The following is a 16,370-nucleotide window of genomic DNA, read 5'->3' on the forward strand; positions in this document are numbered from 1 at the left end:
TGTGAACTACCGGCCAGCTAAAACGGAGTACGGGGCAGCACTATCGATGGAGGCAACCTATCTTCAAAGTCGCGGCTTCGCTGCGTAGAGCGCTCCTGCGCAAGGTGCCGCGTCAGCTCACCCAGCGCCGTATCCATAGCGTTGCTGAAAGGGTCTCGAGCTTCATTGTCGACCCAAGGTTCCTGCAGCGCTTCTTCCAGGGTAGCGGTCCACACCTCACCAACCTCTGGACCAATCCCGGTATGAGCAACATCCGCTTCGTTTGTATCGTTCGCTTCGTTTGCTCCATCCGCAGCAGTCACAGCCGTCAGCACATCGCTTGGCACGGTCAATACATGACCAACCAGGCGACCACCGACCAGCACCCAGTCGTGCTGGTCGGTCAAACACTCTTTCACCGTGGTGAGGGCGAGCACCCTACCCGCCTTCCGCGTCATACGGGCGACCTGATCCTTGACCGCCTGCAGTTCGAGTTGGAGCTCGAGCTCCCGAGCCTGCTGCCTCAGTCGTTCTAACTCGTCTACAAGGCGTCGCTCTTTGGGCGTCTTGCTGGCCCTGGCTTTCTGCCACTCCACCAAGTCGCCGTAGAGGTAACGCACGTGCTGATTGGCCCCGCCACCTGTGAGTCCGGCGCCTTTCTGGAAGGGTGGCCCCAACGGTGGGGAGCGGCGGCGCCACTCCCCCAGCGTGTCGAAGTGGACTTCCAGGAACCGTGCCGCGGCTTTGCTGGTGACGGTTTGCGTCAACCCAGCTCTTGCACGCTTCAGTTCCTGGTCCAGCGCGGCCTCTAACAGCGCGCGGTAGTCCTCTTCGCTGCGAACAACCTCAATCATTCAATGCGGTCCGCTGGTTCCGTTGAGCAAAGATAGTAACCGGAGGGTCATTGGCCTCGTCCAGCCTCGGCTTGTCCGTCCCCTTCAGTCGGTTCCACACCCGCGGACTCTTGGCGACCATCGCCTCCTCAACTCGCCCCATTGCTTCTCGCAACTTGGACCACTCCTGCTCGGTGTAGCGCTCCGACACCGCGGCCATCCTGTCCTGGCCCTGCCCGCGGGTGTGATGGTGCAAGAGCTGCGAGACGATGCGGCTTTCTCCGAACAAATGCGCCGCGTAGCGCCCCATCGTCCGACGGAGGTCGTGCGGGGTCAGTCCGATGTCGATGTCCTCGCTGAGGTTCAACAAACCCGCATCGCGCCGGACATTGGCCACGATGCTCTTGCTGTCTGAGTAGTGCCCCGAGCGGCTGCGGCTCGAACGCGCGGGGAAGACGTAGCGGGTTCGGTCAAGGGCATGGCGGGCTTTCTCCAATTCCACCTCCAATCCCTTGATCAGCTCCCGTCTAGCTCCTTTGGCTCTAGCGGCTCGAAGCAAGCCTTCCATGGTCGCGACCTCCTTCTTCGCCTCGGTATCGTCCAAGCGCTCATCCAGACGCCGCTGAAGCACCTGTTCGGCGAAATAGGTCACAGGCAAATAGCGCTCATCTCCGTTCTTGGTGTCGAACAGATAGACCTGCGATCCCTCCCGACGAGTGAAAGGATTGATCTGCCCCGGTGGCGTCAACGACACCCATGACACCTCACGCTGAGTCAGCTCTCCCGGCGTGCACCGGTCGAACCACCGCAACGCGGCTGCTTCGCTGCGCCTGGTGCCCCACAACAAGGTCAACAACAGGTAATCGGCACCGGCGGCGTTCAAACCGCCCTGCTCATCCCGGCGAGCCAGGATGACCTTCATCACCTTGGGCAGCGTGTCATCCCCCAACGGGTTGCGCACCTCAGCCCGGCTGTAGTGGTTGCGCAGGTCCTGAGCCCCGCGAAGTAGATCCTTGCTGTAGATGGCCTGGAACGGGTTGTAGATTATCTTGGGTTCCCGCCGAGTCTCGTGTGCCTGTTCTTGTTCCACTTCGTTGAACAGGTCCACGGAGCGCTTTGCATCGGTGAAGGTGTGCTCGGCAGCGGCGAGTCCTGCGGCCCTTACCCGTTGAATGTATTTCCCGGCGATGCCCAGTTCGCCAAGCTGAGCTGTGGAGAGCTGAGCCCAGTCGTCGTGGGATGCCAAGGCCTGACGCATGGCGGTTGGGATACGGTTGGAGCGAAGCATGGCGCTCTTGCGCAACGCGTCGTATCCCCGCACCACGTCCTCGGTTCGCGTGTCCCGAATTTTCAGATCGGCCAGGCCCACCTCGGGTCGCTCCAGACGAGCCAAGCTACTGCGGACAGCCTCGACACTGACCTGCTTCACCTTCTTTTTCCTGGCACGCTCTCCCATGCGCTCGATGTAGAGCTCCATGCATTGCCGAAGCGTGATGTCTTCCGAGCGCTTGTCTCGACGCTTGGCTCGGAGTTCTGCGCGCTCCTGTTGCACCGGATTGGTCCCGGTCTGCCTGAGCACCGACAGGTGCCCCTTGGCTACCTCGTAGGCTTCGTCCAGCCCATGTCGGTGACGTTGCCCAAGGAAAAACGGCGGATACCCGTCGGCCCACGCTTGACCACCTCGTATGTGGTCTTGGTTCTCCCTACCCGAAAACTAAAACCGGAGGGAGCCTTGTCACTTCCGTCCACCAAGCGGTAGGGTTCGCCGGCCTCTTCAGGGTCCCGCTCCACCAGCTTGACCTTGCCCGCTTTGTCCAGCACGGGTATCCGATCCACCGACAGGCTCAGGACTTGGGCGTAGGTCAGCTTAAACTTGAGCGACCCGCGCCTCTTCGGCAGATCTGGCAACTCCGGCGTCTTGCTCATGCATCCTCCATTGCTGTCGTGCGAGTGCTGTTGGTTGCAACCCACGTCGCAACATCAACATACGCTTTTCTTACCATGCGAACTCGTCGCAACATGCCAAATTGGGTCTTACTTTGAATCGTCGCAACACGGTCGCAACAAAAAAGACCGTTACTGCCCGCAATAGCCCTCTTTTGACCGTCAGTTCCGTTACAGAGCAAATTCATAAGTGACTGTTTCCTCAGATATTTCCAAGACCGGCAAGGCTCATCAAGAACATACGCCTGCCATGAAGCAATTCTTCGCCGCCAAGTCGGACTACCCCGACCTGCTGCTGTTCTTCCGCATGGGCGATTTCTACGAGCTGTTCTACGACGATGCGCGCAAGGCTGCGCGGCTGCTCGACATCACCTTGACCCAGCGCGGCAGTTCCGGTGGCGCGCCGATTCCGATGGCCGGCGTGCCGGTGCATGCCTACGAGGGCTACCTGGCGCGGTTGGTGGCGTTGGGCGAGTCGGTGGCGATCTGCGAACAGATCGGCGACCCGGCACTGGCCAAGGGCCTGGTCGAGCGCAAGGTGGTGCGTATCGTCACCCCGGGCACGGTCACCGACGAGGCGTTGCTGGACGAGCGCCGCGACACGCTGTTGATGGCGATCGCGCGCAGCAAGCAGGGCTACGGCCTGGCCTGGGCCGATCTGGCCGGCGGGCGTTTCCTGGTCAACGAAGTGGACAGCGTGGATGCGCTGGAAGCGGAGATCGCGCGCCTGGAACCGGCCGAGCTGCTGGTGCCGGACGAAGACAACTGGCCGGAGTTCCTGCGCGGCCGCGTCGGCGTGCGGCGGCGGCCGCCGTGGTTGTTCGATGCCGACAGCGGCCGGCGCCAGCTGCTGGCGTTCTTCAAGTTGCACGACCTGTCCGGCTTCGGCATCGACGACAAGCCCTGCGCTACGGCCGCCGCTGGCGCGTTGCTGGGCTATGTCGAGGAGACCCAGAAACAGCGCCTGCCGCATCTGACCTCCATCGCGATGGAAGTGGCCAGCGAGGCGATCTCGATGAACGCGGCCACGCGCCGGCATCTGGAGCTGGACACGCGCGTGGATGGCGACACCCGCAACACCTTGCTCGGGGTGCTGGACAGTACGGTCACGCCGATGGGCGGGCGCCTGCTGCGGCGCTGGCTGCACCGTCCGCTGCGCCTGCGCGAGGTGCTGGTGCAGCGCCATCACGCAGTCGGCAGCCTGATCGACACCGGCGCCGATGCCGACGTGCGCGAGGCCTTCCGCGCGCTCGGCGATCTGGAACGCATCCTCACCCGCGTGGCGCTGCGCTCGGCGCGCCCGCGCGATTTTTCCACCCTGCGCGATGGTCTGGCGCTGCTGCCGAAGGTCCGCACGATCCTGGCGCCGCTGGATTCGCCGCGCCTGCAGACACTGCATGCCGAACTCGGCGAGCACGATGCCACCGCGCATCTGCTGCTCAGCGCGGTGGCCGAACAACCGCCACTCAAGCTCAGCGACGGTGGCGTGATCGCCACCGGCTACGACGCCGATCTGGACGAGTTGCGCCGCCTGTCCACCAACGCCGATCAATTCCTGATCGACCTGGAACAACGCGAACGCGCCAGCAGCGGCATCGCCACGCTCAAGGTCGGCTACAACCGCGTGCACGGTTACTACATCGAGATCAGCAAGGGCCAGGCCGACAAAGCCCCACTGCACTACAGCCGCCGGCAGACGCTGACCAATGCCGAGCGCTACATCACCGAGGAACTCAAGAGCTTCGAGGACAAGGTGCTGTCGGCGCGCGAGCGCGCGTTGTCGCGCGAAAAGCTGCTGTACGAAGGCCTGCTCGATGCACTCGGCAGCGAGCTGGAAGGCCTCAAGCGCTGCGCGAGTGCATTGAGCGAACTCGACGTGCTGGCCGGCTTCGCAGAACGCGCGCAGGCACTGGATTGGTCGCGCCCGGAACTGGACAACGCACCGTGCCTGCGTATCGAACGCGGCCGCCACCCGGTGGTGGAAGCGGTGCGCGACCAGCCGTTCGAACCCAACGATCTGGAATTGCACGCCGACCGCCGCATGCTGGTCATCACCGGCCCGAACATGGGCGGTAAGTCGACCTACATGCGCCAGAACGCGTTGATCGTGTTGCTGGCGCATATCGGCAGCTATGTGCCGGCCAGCCGCGCGGTGATCGGGCCGATCGACCGCATCCTCACCCGCATCGGCGCCGGCGATGACCTGGCGCGCGGGCAATCCACCTTCATGGTGGAAATGGCCGAGACCAGCTACATCCTGCATCACGCCACGCCGCAATCGCTGGTGCTGATGGACGAGATCGGCCGCGGCACCTCCACCTACGATGGCCTGGCATTGGCCGATGCGGTGGCACGCCATCTGGCGCATAGCAATCGCTGCTACACGCTGTTTGCCACGCATTATTTCGAGCTCACCGCACTGGCCGACGAATCGCATGCCGGCGGCGCCAGCGGCATCGCCAACGTGCATCTGGACGCGGTCGAACACGGCGAGCGCCTGGTGTTCATGCATGCGGTCAAGGATGGCCCGGCCAATCGCAGCTTCGGCCTGCAGGTCGCCGCGCTCGCCGGCTTGCCCAAGGCCGCCGTGACCCAGGCGCGTCATCGCCTGGCCGAACTGGAACAACGCGGCGGCGACAGCCATGTCGCACAGATGGCCCCGGCGGCACTGGATGCGCCGCAACAGTTCGGTTTGTTCACTGCGCCCTCTTCCGCTGCGCAGGAAGCACTGCAGGCGCTGGACCCGGACGAACTCACGCCCAAGCAGGCGCTGGAGGCCTTGTATCGGTTGAAGGCGTTGCTTTGAGGGCGGGGAATCGGGAATCGGGAATCGGGAATCGTAAGAGCGTAGTTGCCTGGCTCTACGCTTTGCGGGGTTAATCAACCTTGCCGTGTTGTTGTCGATTGAAGTGGCTTGATTACCACTGTGCGGTATCGCTGCCCCGCCCTGCATCGCGGCGAGTGCCGTGTTGCCCTGCTGGCGCGACGGGTGCACGCTGCGGCAACGCTTTGTCCAACCGGAGACACCGATGACCACGTCCGCCTCGTTGACCGATCAACTCGCCGCGCAGTTGCAGGGCCCGCAGTTGCAGCAGCTCGCCAGCCGGCTCGGCATCGCGCCCGAGCAGGCGCACTCGGCGGTGCAGACCGCGCTGCCGCTGTTGATGGGCGCGCTGGGCCGTCACAGCCAGCAGGCCGGTGGCACCGATGCGCTGCTGGGTGCCCTGCAGCGCGATCATGCCGGCAGCCCGGACATCGGCAGCCTGCTCGGTGCGCTGCTGGGCGGCTCGGCCAGCGGTGCGCAAGGCAATGGCGCCGGCATCGTGGGGCATCTGTTCGGCGACAAGGCACCGCAGGCTGCTGCAGGCCTGGGCCAGGCCACCGGGCTGGAAACCGGCAAGGCCAATCAGCTGCTGCAATTGCTGGCGCCCATCGTGATGGCGTATCTGGCCAAGCGCTTCCTCGGCGGCAATGCCACGGCCAGCAGCCAGCTTGGCCCGGCCCTGGCGCAGGAACAGCAGCAGGTCCGCAGCAATGCCGGCATCGACGGCCTGCTGGGCAGCGTGCTGGATCAGGACGGCGACGGGAAGCTTGGACTGGGCGATGTCATGACGCTGGGTGGCAGCCTGTTCGGCAAGCGCTGAGACCGCGAGCGCTTGCCGATTCGGGATTGGCGCGCCGTCCATAGCGGCTCGCTATCGATATGTTTGAATAATTCGAATTCCCTAACCGATCGATGCTGCTTATCGTGTGCACACCCCCGCCGCGATGAGCCTGCCTGATGCGCATGTCTGCCAGTCACATTCTGCATATCGCCCCATACCGGCCCCTGCAGGCAGGCGCTAGCATCGGCACACGCGTCGACGCGTCTCGATGCCCCCACGGCCGCATCAGCGCCTTTGGTGGATGACCACCGCTGACGCATTGCCTCTCCGTTCGACTCCACCAGCACGTGTCCGCAGTTTCGGCACACAGCTCCCCAAGTGCTCACGCACACAGGTATTGCCATGACAACCGAAGCAAAGTGCCCCTTCAACCACGCCGTCGTCGGTACCGGAACCACCAACCGCGATTGGTGGCCCAAGCAGTTGCGCGTGGACCTGCTCAGCCAGCATTCGAGCAAGTCCAACCCGCTGGGCCAGACCTTCAACTACGCCGAGGCGTTCAAGCGCATCGATCTGGCCGCGCTCAAGCAGGAGCTGCGTGCGCTGATGACCGACTCGCAGGACTGGTGGCCGGCCGACTTCGGCCATTACGGCCCGCTGTTCGTGCGCATGGCCTGGCATAGCGCCGGCACCTATCGCATCGGCGACGGACGTGGCGGCGGCGGTCGTGGCCAGCAGCGCTTCGCACCGCTCAACAGCTGGCCGGACAACGTCAGCCTGGACAAGGCCCGCCGGCTGCTGTGGCCGATCAAGCAGAAGTACGGCCAGGCGATCTCCTGGGCCGACCTGATGATCCTCACCGGCAACGTCGCGCTGGAGAGCATGGGATTCAAGACCTTCGGCTTTGCCGGTGGCCGCGAGGACACCTGGGAGCCGGATCAGGATCTGTACTGGGGCCGGGAAACCAAATGGCTGGGTGGCGACGACCGCTACGCGCGCGGCTCGCCGGGCGTGGACGAGGCGCACGGCGTGCTGGTGAAGGACGACGACAGCGAAGTGCCGCACACCCGCGACCTGGAAAACCCGCTGGCCGCCGTGCAGATGGGCCTGATCTACGTCAACCCGGAAGGCCCGGACGGCAAGCCCGACCCGGTCGCCGCCGCGCGCGACATCCGCGACACCTTCGCGCGCATGGCCATGAACGACGAAGAGACCGTGGCGCTGATCGCCGGCGGCCACACCTTCGGCAAGACCCACGGTGCCGGCCCGGCCGACAACGTCGGTGCCGAGCCGGAAGCCGGCGAGCTGGAAAGCCAGGGCCTGGGCTGGCACAACCGCTACGGCAGCGGCAAGGGCGCCGACACCATCACCAGCGGCCTGGAAGTCACCTGGACCACCACCCCGGCGCAGTGGAGCAACGACTTCTTCGACCACCTGTTCAAGTTCGAGTGGGAGCTGAGCAAGAGCCCGGCCGGCGCGCACCAATGGGTGGCCAAGAACGCCGACGCCATCATTCCCGATGCGCACGATGCGTCGAAGAAGCACCGCCCGACCATGCTCACCACCGATCTGGCGCTGCGTTTCGACCCCGCTTACGAGGCCATCTCGCGTCGCTTCCACGAACACCCCGACCAGTTCGCCGACGCGTTCGCCCGTGCCTGGTTCAAGCTCACCCACCGCGACATGGGCCCGCGCTCGCGTTACCTGGGAACCGAGGTGCCGAGCGAAGAACTGCTGTGGCAGGACCCGGTGCCGGCCGTCGACCACCCGCTGGTCGATGCACAGGACGCCGCCGCCCTCAAGCAGGCCATCCTCGATTCCGGCCTGAGCGTGGCGCAGCTGGTGTCCACCGCGTGGGCATCGGCGTCGACCTTCCGCGGCTCGGACAAGCGCGGCGGCGCCAACGGCGCACGCATCCGGCTGGCACCGCAGAAGGACTGGCAGGCCAACCAGCCCGCGCAGCTGGCGCAGGTGCTGGGCACGCTGGAGCGCATCCGGGCCGACTTCAACGGCGCACAGTCGGGCGGCAAGCAGATCTCGCTGGCCGACCTGATCGTGCTGGCCGGTAACGCCGCGGTCGAACGTGCCGCACAGGCCGCAGGCCACAGCGTCACCGTGCCGTTCGCACCCGGCCGCACCGATGCCTCGCAGGAGCAGACCGATGTCGAGTCCTTCGCGGTGCTGGAGCCGGTGGCCGATGGCTTCCGCAACTACGCCAGGCAGCGCTACGCAGTGCCGGCAGAGGCGTTGCTGATCGACAAGGCACAGCTGCTGACACTGACCGCACCCGAGTTGACCGTGCTGGTCGGCGGCCTGCGCGTGCTCGGCGCCAATGTCGGCGACTCCAGGCACGGCGTGTTCACCACCCGCCCCGGCGTGCTGAGCAACGACTTCTTCGCCAACCTGCTCGACATGCGCACCGAATGGAAAGCCACCTCCGAGTCGAAGGAGATCTACGAAGGCCGCGACCGCAGCACCGGCGAACACAAGTGGACCGGCACGCGCGTGGACCTGGTGTTCGGTTCCAACTCGATCCTGCGTGCGGTGGCCGAGGTCTACGCCAGTGCCGATGCGCAGGAGAAGTTCGTGCAGGACTTCGTTGCCGCCTGGACCAAGGTGATGCAGCTGGATCGTTTCGATCTGGCCTGAGGCGCGAGGCGCACGCACGCCTTCGTGCGTGCGCCTATAGCGCTCGGGGGAACCACGCACAAGTCATCGACTCGGCAAAAAATGTCGGTGGTCTTGAAGCGATTGGCTTGAAGCGATTGGTCTGCGCGGAGAGTTCCATGGTGGAGCGGCTGGTCTGCGGCTTGGCTGCAGGGCCCTTGCCCGCCCACCATCGCGGGACACGCCGTGAATCCGTCCATGGAGGCTCTTACGCGGCATCCATGCCGCGTAAGGTCCCGCGACGGTGAGCGGGCAAGGACCAGGCGGGATGGTCGGTGTGCTTGGCTAAGAGCAGGCACGGTGCCCTGCTGTTCTGACAAAGAAGCGTCAGCTGATTTCCTGACGCAAGCCGATCAACGATAAGCGTTCAAGCAAACAACCGATCAGCTATCTGGTGCGGTGTCCTCGCCAATTGCGGAACCGTGGGGCGGCATGGATGCCGCCACCGAGTCTCCAGTGACGGATTCACCACGTGTCCCGCAATTGCTGAGGGCGCCACACACTCGACTCAGCCGGGAAGCGCCGTTTCCTCGTGCGTGAACAGCAACGCTCTGGGCGTTTATTTCCATCACCCAATGCGCAGCGGGCACACACGCATCGTTACAACGCGTCGATATCGCCCAGTGCGTTGATCAGTCGGCGTGCACGCTTGTCCGGCTTGCCCTCGGGTGCGCGATAGCCGGTGCGTTCGGCGGCACGCTGCAGCCGCCATTGTGCACGCGCCTCGCGTGAGGCATCGCTTTCCAGGTACAGCGTCTGTGCGACCGGTGCCGGGCCGCGCACATCGCTCAGCGCGGCGACGGTGATCTCGAAGATTTCGCCGCCACGGTCGATGCGCAGTTGCTCGCCAGTGCGCAGCGTGCGCGAGGGCTTGGGCCGCTGGCCGGCCACATCCACCTTGCCGTTGTCCACCGCCGTCTTGGCCAGGCTGCGCGTCTTGAAGAAGCGCGCCGCCCACAGCCAGACATCCAGCCTGACCGTCGTCGCTTGTTCCACCAGTTGAGTCATCGCGTTGTGCTTGCCGTCGGGTCCAGGGGCTGCAGGTCGCTGTCGTGATCGCGTCGCAACGGCTGCGGTGAGCGAAAAATATTTGGGCACCCGCGCCGGAACTCAAGCATGGCCGCCGGATGGAACGGGTCCGCCGACCGCGTCCTGGCTGACCGGTACAGGCAGCCCTGCACAACGGATGCTGCGCCCGCCTCATCGCGACGCCTGGCGACTGCACGCCTCACGCCTCGCGCCTGCCAATGCTAGTGTTCGCAGCTCCCGTCCCACGGCGTGTCTGCGATGCCCAAATCCGCTGTCCTGACCGAAGGCCCGATCGGCAAGAATCTGCTGCTGTTCGCGATGCCGATCCTTGCGGGGAACATCGCACAATCGCTCAACGGCTCGATCAATGCGATCTGGGTCGGACGTTATCTCGGCGAAGCCGCGCTGACTGCGGCAGCCAATGCCAACAGCATCATGTTCTTCCTGATCGGCTCGGTGTTCGGCATCGGCATGGCCTCGACCATCCTGATCGGCCAGGCGATGGGCGCGCGCGACCTTGCGCAGGCGCGCAAGGTCATGGGCACCAGCGCCAGTTTCTTCGGCGGGCTGTCGGCGCTGATCGCGGTGCTTGGCTGGTTTCTGGCGCCGCACCTGTTGACCGCGATGGGCACGCCGCCGGCATCGCAGACGCTGGCCGAGCAGTACCTGCGGGTGATCTTCCTGGCCATGCCGCTGATCTATGTGTTCGCGTTCCTGTCGGCGGCACTGCGCGGCACCGGCGATGCCCGCACGCCGTTCCGCTTTCTGCTGGTGTCGGTGGTGCTGGACATCGTGTTCAACCCGTTGCTGATCTTCGGTCTGGGGCCGTTTCCGGCATTGGGCATCGCCGGCGCGGCCTGGGCCACGTTGCTGGCGCAGGCAGTGGCGCTGGGCGGCTTGCTGCTGTACCTGCGCAGTAAGCGTCATGTGTTGTGGCTGGGACGCGGCGACCTGCACCTGTTCCGCATCGCGCCCACGATCCTGCGCGCACTCATCGTCAAGGGCGTGCCGATGGGCCTGCAGATGGTGCTGATTTCGCTGGCCATGATCGCGATGATGACGTTGGTCAACGGCTTCGGCACCGACACCGCCGCCGCCTACGGCGCTGCGTTGCAGCTATGGACCTATGTCCAGATGCCGGCGATGGCGCTGGGCGCGGCATGTTCGACGATGGCGGCGCAGAACGTGGGCGCCGGGTTGTGGACGCGTGTGGATGCAACCGCACGCACCGGCATCGTCGCCAACTTCCTGATGACCGGCGTGTTGATCGTGCTGCTGATCGTGTTCGACCGCTGGACGCTGGCGCTGTTCCTGCCGAGCGACAGCCCGACACTGGAGGTTGCGCGGCATCTCAATCACATCGGTATCTGGTCGTTCCTGCTGTTTGGCGTGAGCTTTGTGATTTCCGGCGTGGTGCGGGCCACTGGCGCGGTGATCCCGCCGCTGCTGATCCTGGCGTTCGGTCTGTGGGGCGTGCGCGTGCCCCTGGCGAACGCCTTGATTCCGCACCTGGGAGCCGATGGCATCTGGTGGAGCCTCCCGATCAGCTCGGTGTGTTCGATGCTGCTGTCGCTGGCGTATTACCGCTGGGGCGGCTGGCGCAAGGCACGCATGCTGACCACGCCAGCGCATCCGGCGAATCCTGCGGAGCTGGCCGCCGCCGCCGAAGTACCGGCGCATCCGGCCTCGCCGGTCGCCGATACCGCGCCGATCGCAACATTGCCGCAGCACCGCCAGCGCTGATGTCGGCCGGCACCAACGGGCGGCGGGCGGCAACAGCGACTGAAATCAAGCCAGGTCGAACCCAGCAGCCGGGTGCCCTGTTGAAATGATCGATCCAGCGCATGACCGCCTGGATGAGTGAGATCCACTCGACCAAATCCACACAACACCTAGCGGGCAGCTGCCAGGACGTCTTTCCCTCGACCAACACAGCACGCGCTCGCCTACCCCGCGAACCTCACGCACGCACCACCACCAAATCCCCAATCCCGATTCCCTGATCTCGATTCCCGATTCCCACAACGCAAACGGCCGCCCGAAGGCGGCCGTCTGGCATCAGCAGGACAAGCCTGCCGGTGGCTTACTCAGCCTTGGCAGCAGCCTGGCGAGCGGCCTTGGCCTGTGCAGCGGCGGCCAGGTCTTCCTTGATGCGGGCAGCCTTGCCTTCCAGGCCACGCAGGTAGTACAGCTTGCCGGCGCGGACCTTGCCGCGACGCTTCACTTCGACTGAGTCGATGATGGCGCTGTGGGTCTGGAACACACGCTCGACGCCGAAGCCGTGCGAGATCTTGCGCACGGTGAACGCGGAGTTCAGGCCGGCGTTCTTGGTACCGATCACGACGCCCTCATAGGCCTGTACGCGCTCGCGGTTGCCTTCCTTCACCTTGACGTTCACCACGACGGTGTCGCCCTGGTTGAACTCCGGCAGCTGGCGCTGAATCTGGGCGGCTTCGAAGTCAGCCAGGATGGTCTTGTTGAGTTTGCTCATGATGGGCACCGCGTGTCTGGTGATATTGGACCGGCAGTCGCCGCACGGCGATTGCTCGAGGTTCGTAGGAGGGCCAGACGCAAGGCTGGCCAGCAAGCCGCATATTGTACCCCAACCGTTATTGCAAGAGCTAGGGGTGAGCCCTTATTTCTCGTCGCCCTGGGCGAGTTCGCGGCGAAACTCGTCCAGCAGGCGGCGATCGTTCTTGTCCAACCCGGCCTCGTCCAGCAGGTCCGGGCGCCGCAACCAGGTCCGGCCCAGCGACTGCTGCCGGCGCCAGCGTGCAATCGCAGCGTGGTTGCCCGAACGCAGCACATCCGGCACATCGCCCCAGTCGTGGGTCGATGGATGGCTGTAGTGCGGGCAGTCGAGCAGGCCTTGCGGACCTTCAAAACTGTCCTGGGCCGCGGATTCGGCGTCGTTCAACACCCCTTCCTGCAAGCGCGTCACCACATCCACCAGCACCGCCGCGCCCAACTCGCCACCGGACAACACGTAGTCGCCGATGGAGATTTCCATATCCACCGCCTGCGCCAGAAAACGCTCGTCCACGCCTTCGTAGCGCCCGCACAACAGCACCATGCGTGGCAACTGCGCCAGCTCGCGGGCAAGCGGCTGGGTGAGCGGCCGCCCCTGCGGGCTGAGATAGATCACCGGCGCCGGACGCGGGTCCGCCGCTTGCACCGCGTCCAGACAGGCCCGCAACGGCTCGATCAACATCACCATGCCGGGCCCGCCCCCGAACGGACGATCGTCCACGCGGCGGTAATTGCCCTGCGCATGCTCGCGCGGATTCCAGCCCTGCAATTCCAGCAGGCCACGCTCCTGCGCCCGCCCGACCACGCCGAACGCCGCGCATTGCGCGATGAACTCGGGGAACAGGCTGATGACGTCGATGCGCACTGGGGAATCGGGAATCGGGAGTGGGGAATGGGTAAAGCAAGAGCGGAGCGGCGCGATGCGCCATTCCGGTCAGAAATCCGGATCCCAGTCGACCACGATCAGATTGGCCTCGAAGTCCACCGACTTGACGAACTCCGGAAACACGAACGGAATCATCCGCTCACGATCGCCGCGCACGACCACTACGTCGTTGGAGCCGGTGGAGAACAGGTGCGACACCGTGCCGAGCTTGACGCCCTCGACGGTTCGCACCTGCAGCTCTTCCAGATCCACCCAATAGTATTCGTCGGGCTTGGGCGGCGGCAGCGCGCTGCGCGCGACGTAGATCTCGGTCCCGTGCATGGCCTCGACGGTATCGCGGTCCGTCACGTCCGGGAACACCGCAATCAGGTTCTTTCCCTGGTCGCGCCCGCGCACGCCGCTCACAACCGTTTCCTGCCCCGAGGGCGAACGCACGATCCACGGCTGGTACCGGAAGATCGCACTGCGCGGTTCGGTCCAGGATTCGAGCTTGAGCTCGCCCTTGACACCAAAAGCGCCGACAATCCTGCCTAACAGGATGCGGCGCTCGGTCGGCTTCATCTGCGTCGACTCCGGGCCAGGCAGCGATGCCCGGCCCTCAAGATCAGGCCGCAGCGGCCTGGGACTTGGAGGCTTCGCGATACAGGTTACGCACCTTGTCGGTCAGCTGTGCGCCCTGGCCGACCCAATGGTCGACGCGAGCAACGTCCAGCACGACGCGCGGTTCTGCGCCCTGGGCAACCGGGTTGTAGTAACCCAGGCGCTCGATGTTGCGGCCGTCGCGCGCGCTGCGCACGTCGGTCACGATGATGTGGTAGAACGGACGCTTCTTGGCGCCGCCGCGGGTCAGTCGAATCTTGACCATGGTGTCGTTTTCCTAAAGTTGCCCAGTCGCCAGAATGGCGCGGTAAGCCGGCGATTATAGCGGGCTCCGGCGGCGAAGCCAAGCCACCCCCACTTCGCTCAGATCCCTTGCCAGGCCTGGGTCTGCAGGGCCTGCTCCAGCAATGGCAGTTGCGCGGCCTGCGCCGGCCACGACGCCGTTCCGGCTTGCACGATCGCCTGCTGGCCGCGCGCGTTGCAGCTGAACACCCCGTCGAACCCGTCCAGTTCCCCCAGCGTGACCGGGCGCGACTGCTGCGGGATCCCGAGCATTTGCAGGCCTGCCTGCAGCTGACGCTGCTGGGTGCCAAGCAGCGCCGGTCCTTGTGGCCACACCACCCTGCCCTGCTGCCACAGGCCCAGATTCCAGAAGGCGCCTTCCAGCAGATGCTGCTGGGCGTCGACCAGCAGGGCATCGTCGTAGCCGGCCACCAGGGCCTGGCGACGCAGGTGCAGCAGCGCGAAGGTGCCGACATGCTTGTGCCGGGGTTGCTCGCGCAGGTGGCAGACCGGCTGCACGCGTAGTGCGGTGGTCGGCATCCGGGCAGCGGGCGCGATGGAGATCAGTACATCGAGCGCAACCTGCCGCGATGGATCGCGCAGGTCGAACTCCTGCGCAAACACGGTGATGCGCACGCTGGCATCGGCGCAGTCCGCAGCCGACAACGCAGCGCGCAACTGGGCGCGCAGGGATGCCTCATCGATCGCTGCACCGAACAAGGCAGCACCGTCGTGTTGCAACCGCTGCAGGTGCAGGTCCAGCCCGCGTACCGCACCGGCGCGCACCTGCAACGTGGTGAAGTGGCCGTAGTTGATCAATGCGGCCGCGCCCAATTGCTGCGCTGTCGCCACTGCGCCGTTGCAGAAGATCAGCGGCACGCCAGCGCCTGCGCCTCAGCCCACCATTGGGTGAGCACCTGCGCGGCAGGCCGGGCCGGTGCCATCCAGGCCGATTGCCCGGCCCAGGCCTGCATGGCGTCCAGGCGGTTGTCGCGCGCGGCGGCCTGACGCATCGGCGCGGTCAGCGCGCGCTGCACCGGATACGGCGCCGGCACCGCTGCCTCTGCGGCGGCGGACGCCTGCACATACGGCGTGGCGAGCGCACGCCCCAGCCGGCCGGAAAATGCGCGGGTCGGCTGGGTGTGTTCCGGTTCGGCCTGGGCCAGGGCATCGGCCCAGGCGCTTGGCAGCGCCGCCTCGGGGGTGCGCAGCAGGCCGGTGCCGATCTGCACGGCGCTTGCGCCCAGCGTCAGCGCCGCGGCAATGCCGCGCGCGTCGGCGATGCCGCCTGCGGCGATCACCGGGAGATCGAGGTGATCGACCAGTCGCGGCAACAAGGCGAACAGCCCGGTCATCTGACGCTCGGCCCGCCCGGCGTCGAACGCACCGCGATGCCCGCCGGCTTCGGCTCCCTGCGCGACCACCGCATCGGCACCGGCCACCTGGGCCGCACGCGCTTCGTCCAGCGTGGTGGCGCACGCGAACCAGGCGATGCCGGCGTGCTTCAGGCGTGCAACCTGGTCAGGCCGAAACACACCCATGATCGACGAGGCCACGGCAGGCCGCGCGGTGAGCAAGGCCTCGAACTGGGCATCGAAGTCGGCAGGCGCCACATCGCCCGCATCCTCGGGAACCGGCGGCCCCCATTGCGACACAAACGCACGCACGTGCGCCTCCGCAGCAGCATCGCGCACCGGTGCCGGATCGGGAATCCATAGATTGACCTGCGCAGGCCCGGCGCTCGCATCCCGGAAGGCTGCCATCCACGCCACGATGTCCTGCGGCTGCGACAACACCGCACCCATCGCGCCCATGCCGCCGGCCGCGGCAACCGCCGCCGACAACGGCACCGGGCAGGCACCGGCCATGGGGCTGAGCAGGATCGGAAGTCCTAAACCAAAACGCTGCTGGAAGGCGTCGACCTGCGGAAACGAACCCATCGTGCGTGGCCTGACATCATGAGACTTCATGGTAACCGCCCGTGCATCCGGACGTCCGCTTACCGCCTGCAGGCGG

14 protein-coding genes are annotated in these 16,370 nt (G+C 65.6%); 4 read left to right on the top strand and 10 right to left on the bottom strand.

The genetic code is table 11. From position 1 onward, the window contains the following. Positions 1-17: 17 nt before the first annotated feature. Genes C0541_RS08920 through C0541_RS21300 form a run of 3 tightly spaced genes read right to left on the bottom strand, consistent with a single transcriptional unit; the run spans position 18 to position 2,738 of the window. On the bottom strand, positions 18-833 hold the full coding sequence (locus C0541_RS08920; RefSeq protein ID WP_115047701.1) for a nucleotide-binding protein: 816 nt from the start codon (positions 831-833) through the stop codon (positions 18-20). Next, the gene (locus C0541_RS08925) at positions 826-2,391 is read right to left on the bottom strand and encodes an integrase (RefSeq protein WP_238601295.1); all 1,566 of its coding nucleotides are present in this window, start codon (positions 2,389-2,391) and stop codon (positions 826-828) included. The genes C0541_RS08920 and C0541_RS08925 overlap by 8 nt, the downstream gene beginning before the upstream one ends. A 17-nt stretch (positions 2,392-2,408) precedes the next feature. Continuing rightward, positions 2,409-2,738 carry a hypothetical protein gene (locus tag C0541_RS21300; RefSeq protein ID WP_238601296.1) on the bottom strand — a complete coding sequence of 110 codons (330 nt, stop codon included), beginning with the start codon at positions 2,736-2,738 and terminating at the stop codon, positions 2,409-2,411. A 268-nt stretch (positions 2,739-3,006) separates the two neighbouring features. Between C0541_RS21300 and mutS the strand changes: the two genes are divergently transcribed. The 3 genes from mutS (at position 3,007) to katG (ending at position 9,010) form a co-directional block, all read left to right on the top strand. Beyond that, the gene (gene mutS / locus C0541_RS08930) at positions 3,007-5,562 is read left to right on the top strand and encodes a DNA mismatch repair protein MutS (protein WP_161959980.1); all 2,556 of its coding nucleotides are present in this window, start codon (positions 3,007-3,009) and stop codon (positions 5,560-5,562) included. Positions 5,563-5,785: 223 nt separating this feature from the next. After that, the gene (locus tag C0541_RS08935) at positions 5,786-6,400 is read left to right on the top strand and encodes a DUF937 domain-containing protein (RefSeq protein WP_115047705.1); all 615 of its coding nucleotides are present in this window, start codon (positions 5,786-5,788) and stop codon (positions 6,398-6,400) included. Between the two features lie 363 nt (positions 6,401-6,763). Beyond that, positions 6,764-9,010 (top strand): catalase/peroxidase HPI, encoded by a 2,247-nt coding sequence (gene katG / locus C0541_RS08940; protein ID WP_115047707.1) that lies wholly within the window; start codon positions 6,764-6,766, stop codon positions 9,008-9,010. A 618-nt stretch (positions 9,011-9,628) separates the two neighbouring features. On the opposite strand, the gene C0541_RS08950 is transcribed toward katG, so the two are convergent. After that, entirely contained in the window at positions 9,629-10,036 is a 408-nt protein-coding gene (locus tag C0541_RS08950) for an RNA-binding S4 domain-containing protein (RefSeq protein ID WP_104650531.1), read from the bottom strand. 279 nt (positions 10,037-10,315) lie between these two features. Here C0541_RS08950 and C0541_RS08955 point away from each other — a divergent pair, with 279 nt between their 5' ends. Beyond that, the gene (locus C0541_RS08955) at positions 10,316-11,800 is read left to right on the top strand and encodes an MATE family efflux transporter (protein ID WP_115047709.1); all 1,485 of its coding nucleotides are present in this window, start codon (positions 10,316-10,318) and stop codon (positions 11,798-11,800) included. Between the two features lie 340 nt (positions 11,801-12,140). Here the strand turns inward: C0541_RS08955 and rplS are convergent, their stop codons facing one another. The 6 genes from rplS to C0541_RS08985 form a co-directional block, all read right to left on the bottom strand. Further along, positions 12,141-12,548 carry a 50S ribosomal protein L19 gene (gene rplS, locus C0541_RS08960; RefSeq protein ID WP_011036399.1) on the bottom strand — a complete coding sequence of 136 codons (408 nt, stop codon included), beginning with the start codon at positions 12,546-12,548 and terminating at the stop codon, positions 12,141-12,143. A 144-nt stretch (positions 12,549-12,692) separates the two neighbouring features. Beyond that, positions 12,693-13,451: a tRNA (guanosine(37)-N1)-methyltransferase TrmD gene (gene trmD / locus C0541_RS08965; RefSeq protein ID WP_104650533.1), complete on the bottom strand. Its 759-nt coding sequence runs from the start codon at positions 13,449-13,451 to the stop codon at positions 12,693-12,695. Positions 13,452-13,520: 69 nt separating this feature from the next. Then, positions 13,521-14,033 carry a ribosome maturation factor RimM gene (gene rimM, locus C0541_RS08970; RefSeq protein WP_115047711.1) on the bottom strand — a complete coding sequence of 171 codons (513 nt, stop codon included), beginning with the start codon at positions 14,031-14,033 and terminating at the stop codon, positions 13,521-13,523. Between the two features lie 43 nt (positions 14,034-14,076). Then, positions 14,077-14,337, bottom strand: a complete 261-nt coding sequence (rpsP, locus tag C0541_RS08975) for a 30S ribosomal protein S16 (protein ID WP_011036396.1) — start codon at positions 14,335-14,337, stop codon at positions 14,077-14,079. 98 nt (positions 14,338-14,435) lie between these two features. Continuing rightward, positions 14,436-15,233 (bottom strand): aminotransferase class IV family protein, encoded by a 798-nt coding sequence (locus tag C0541_RS08980; protein ID WP_115047713.1) that lies wholly within the window; start codon positions 15,231-15,233, stop codon positions 14,436-14,438. Then, positions 15,224-16,294 carry an NAD(P)H-dependent flavin oxidoreductase gene (locus C0541_RS08985; protein WP_115047715.1) on the bottom strand — a complete coding sequence of 357 codons (1,071 nt, stop codon included), beginning with the start codon at positions 16,292-16,294 and terminating at the stop codon, positions 15,224-15,226. The genes C0541_RS08980 and C0541_RS08985 overlap by 10 nt, the downstream gene beginning before the upstream one ends. Positions 16,295-16,370: the final 76 nt, after the last annotated feature.

Origin of the sequence: Xanthomonas arboricola (assembly GCF_003353015.1) — a bacterium.
GTDB lineage: Bacteria > Pseudomonadota > Gammaproteobacteria > Xanthomonadales > Xanthomonadaceae > Xanthomonas > Xanthomonas arboricola_E.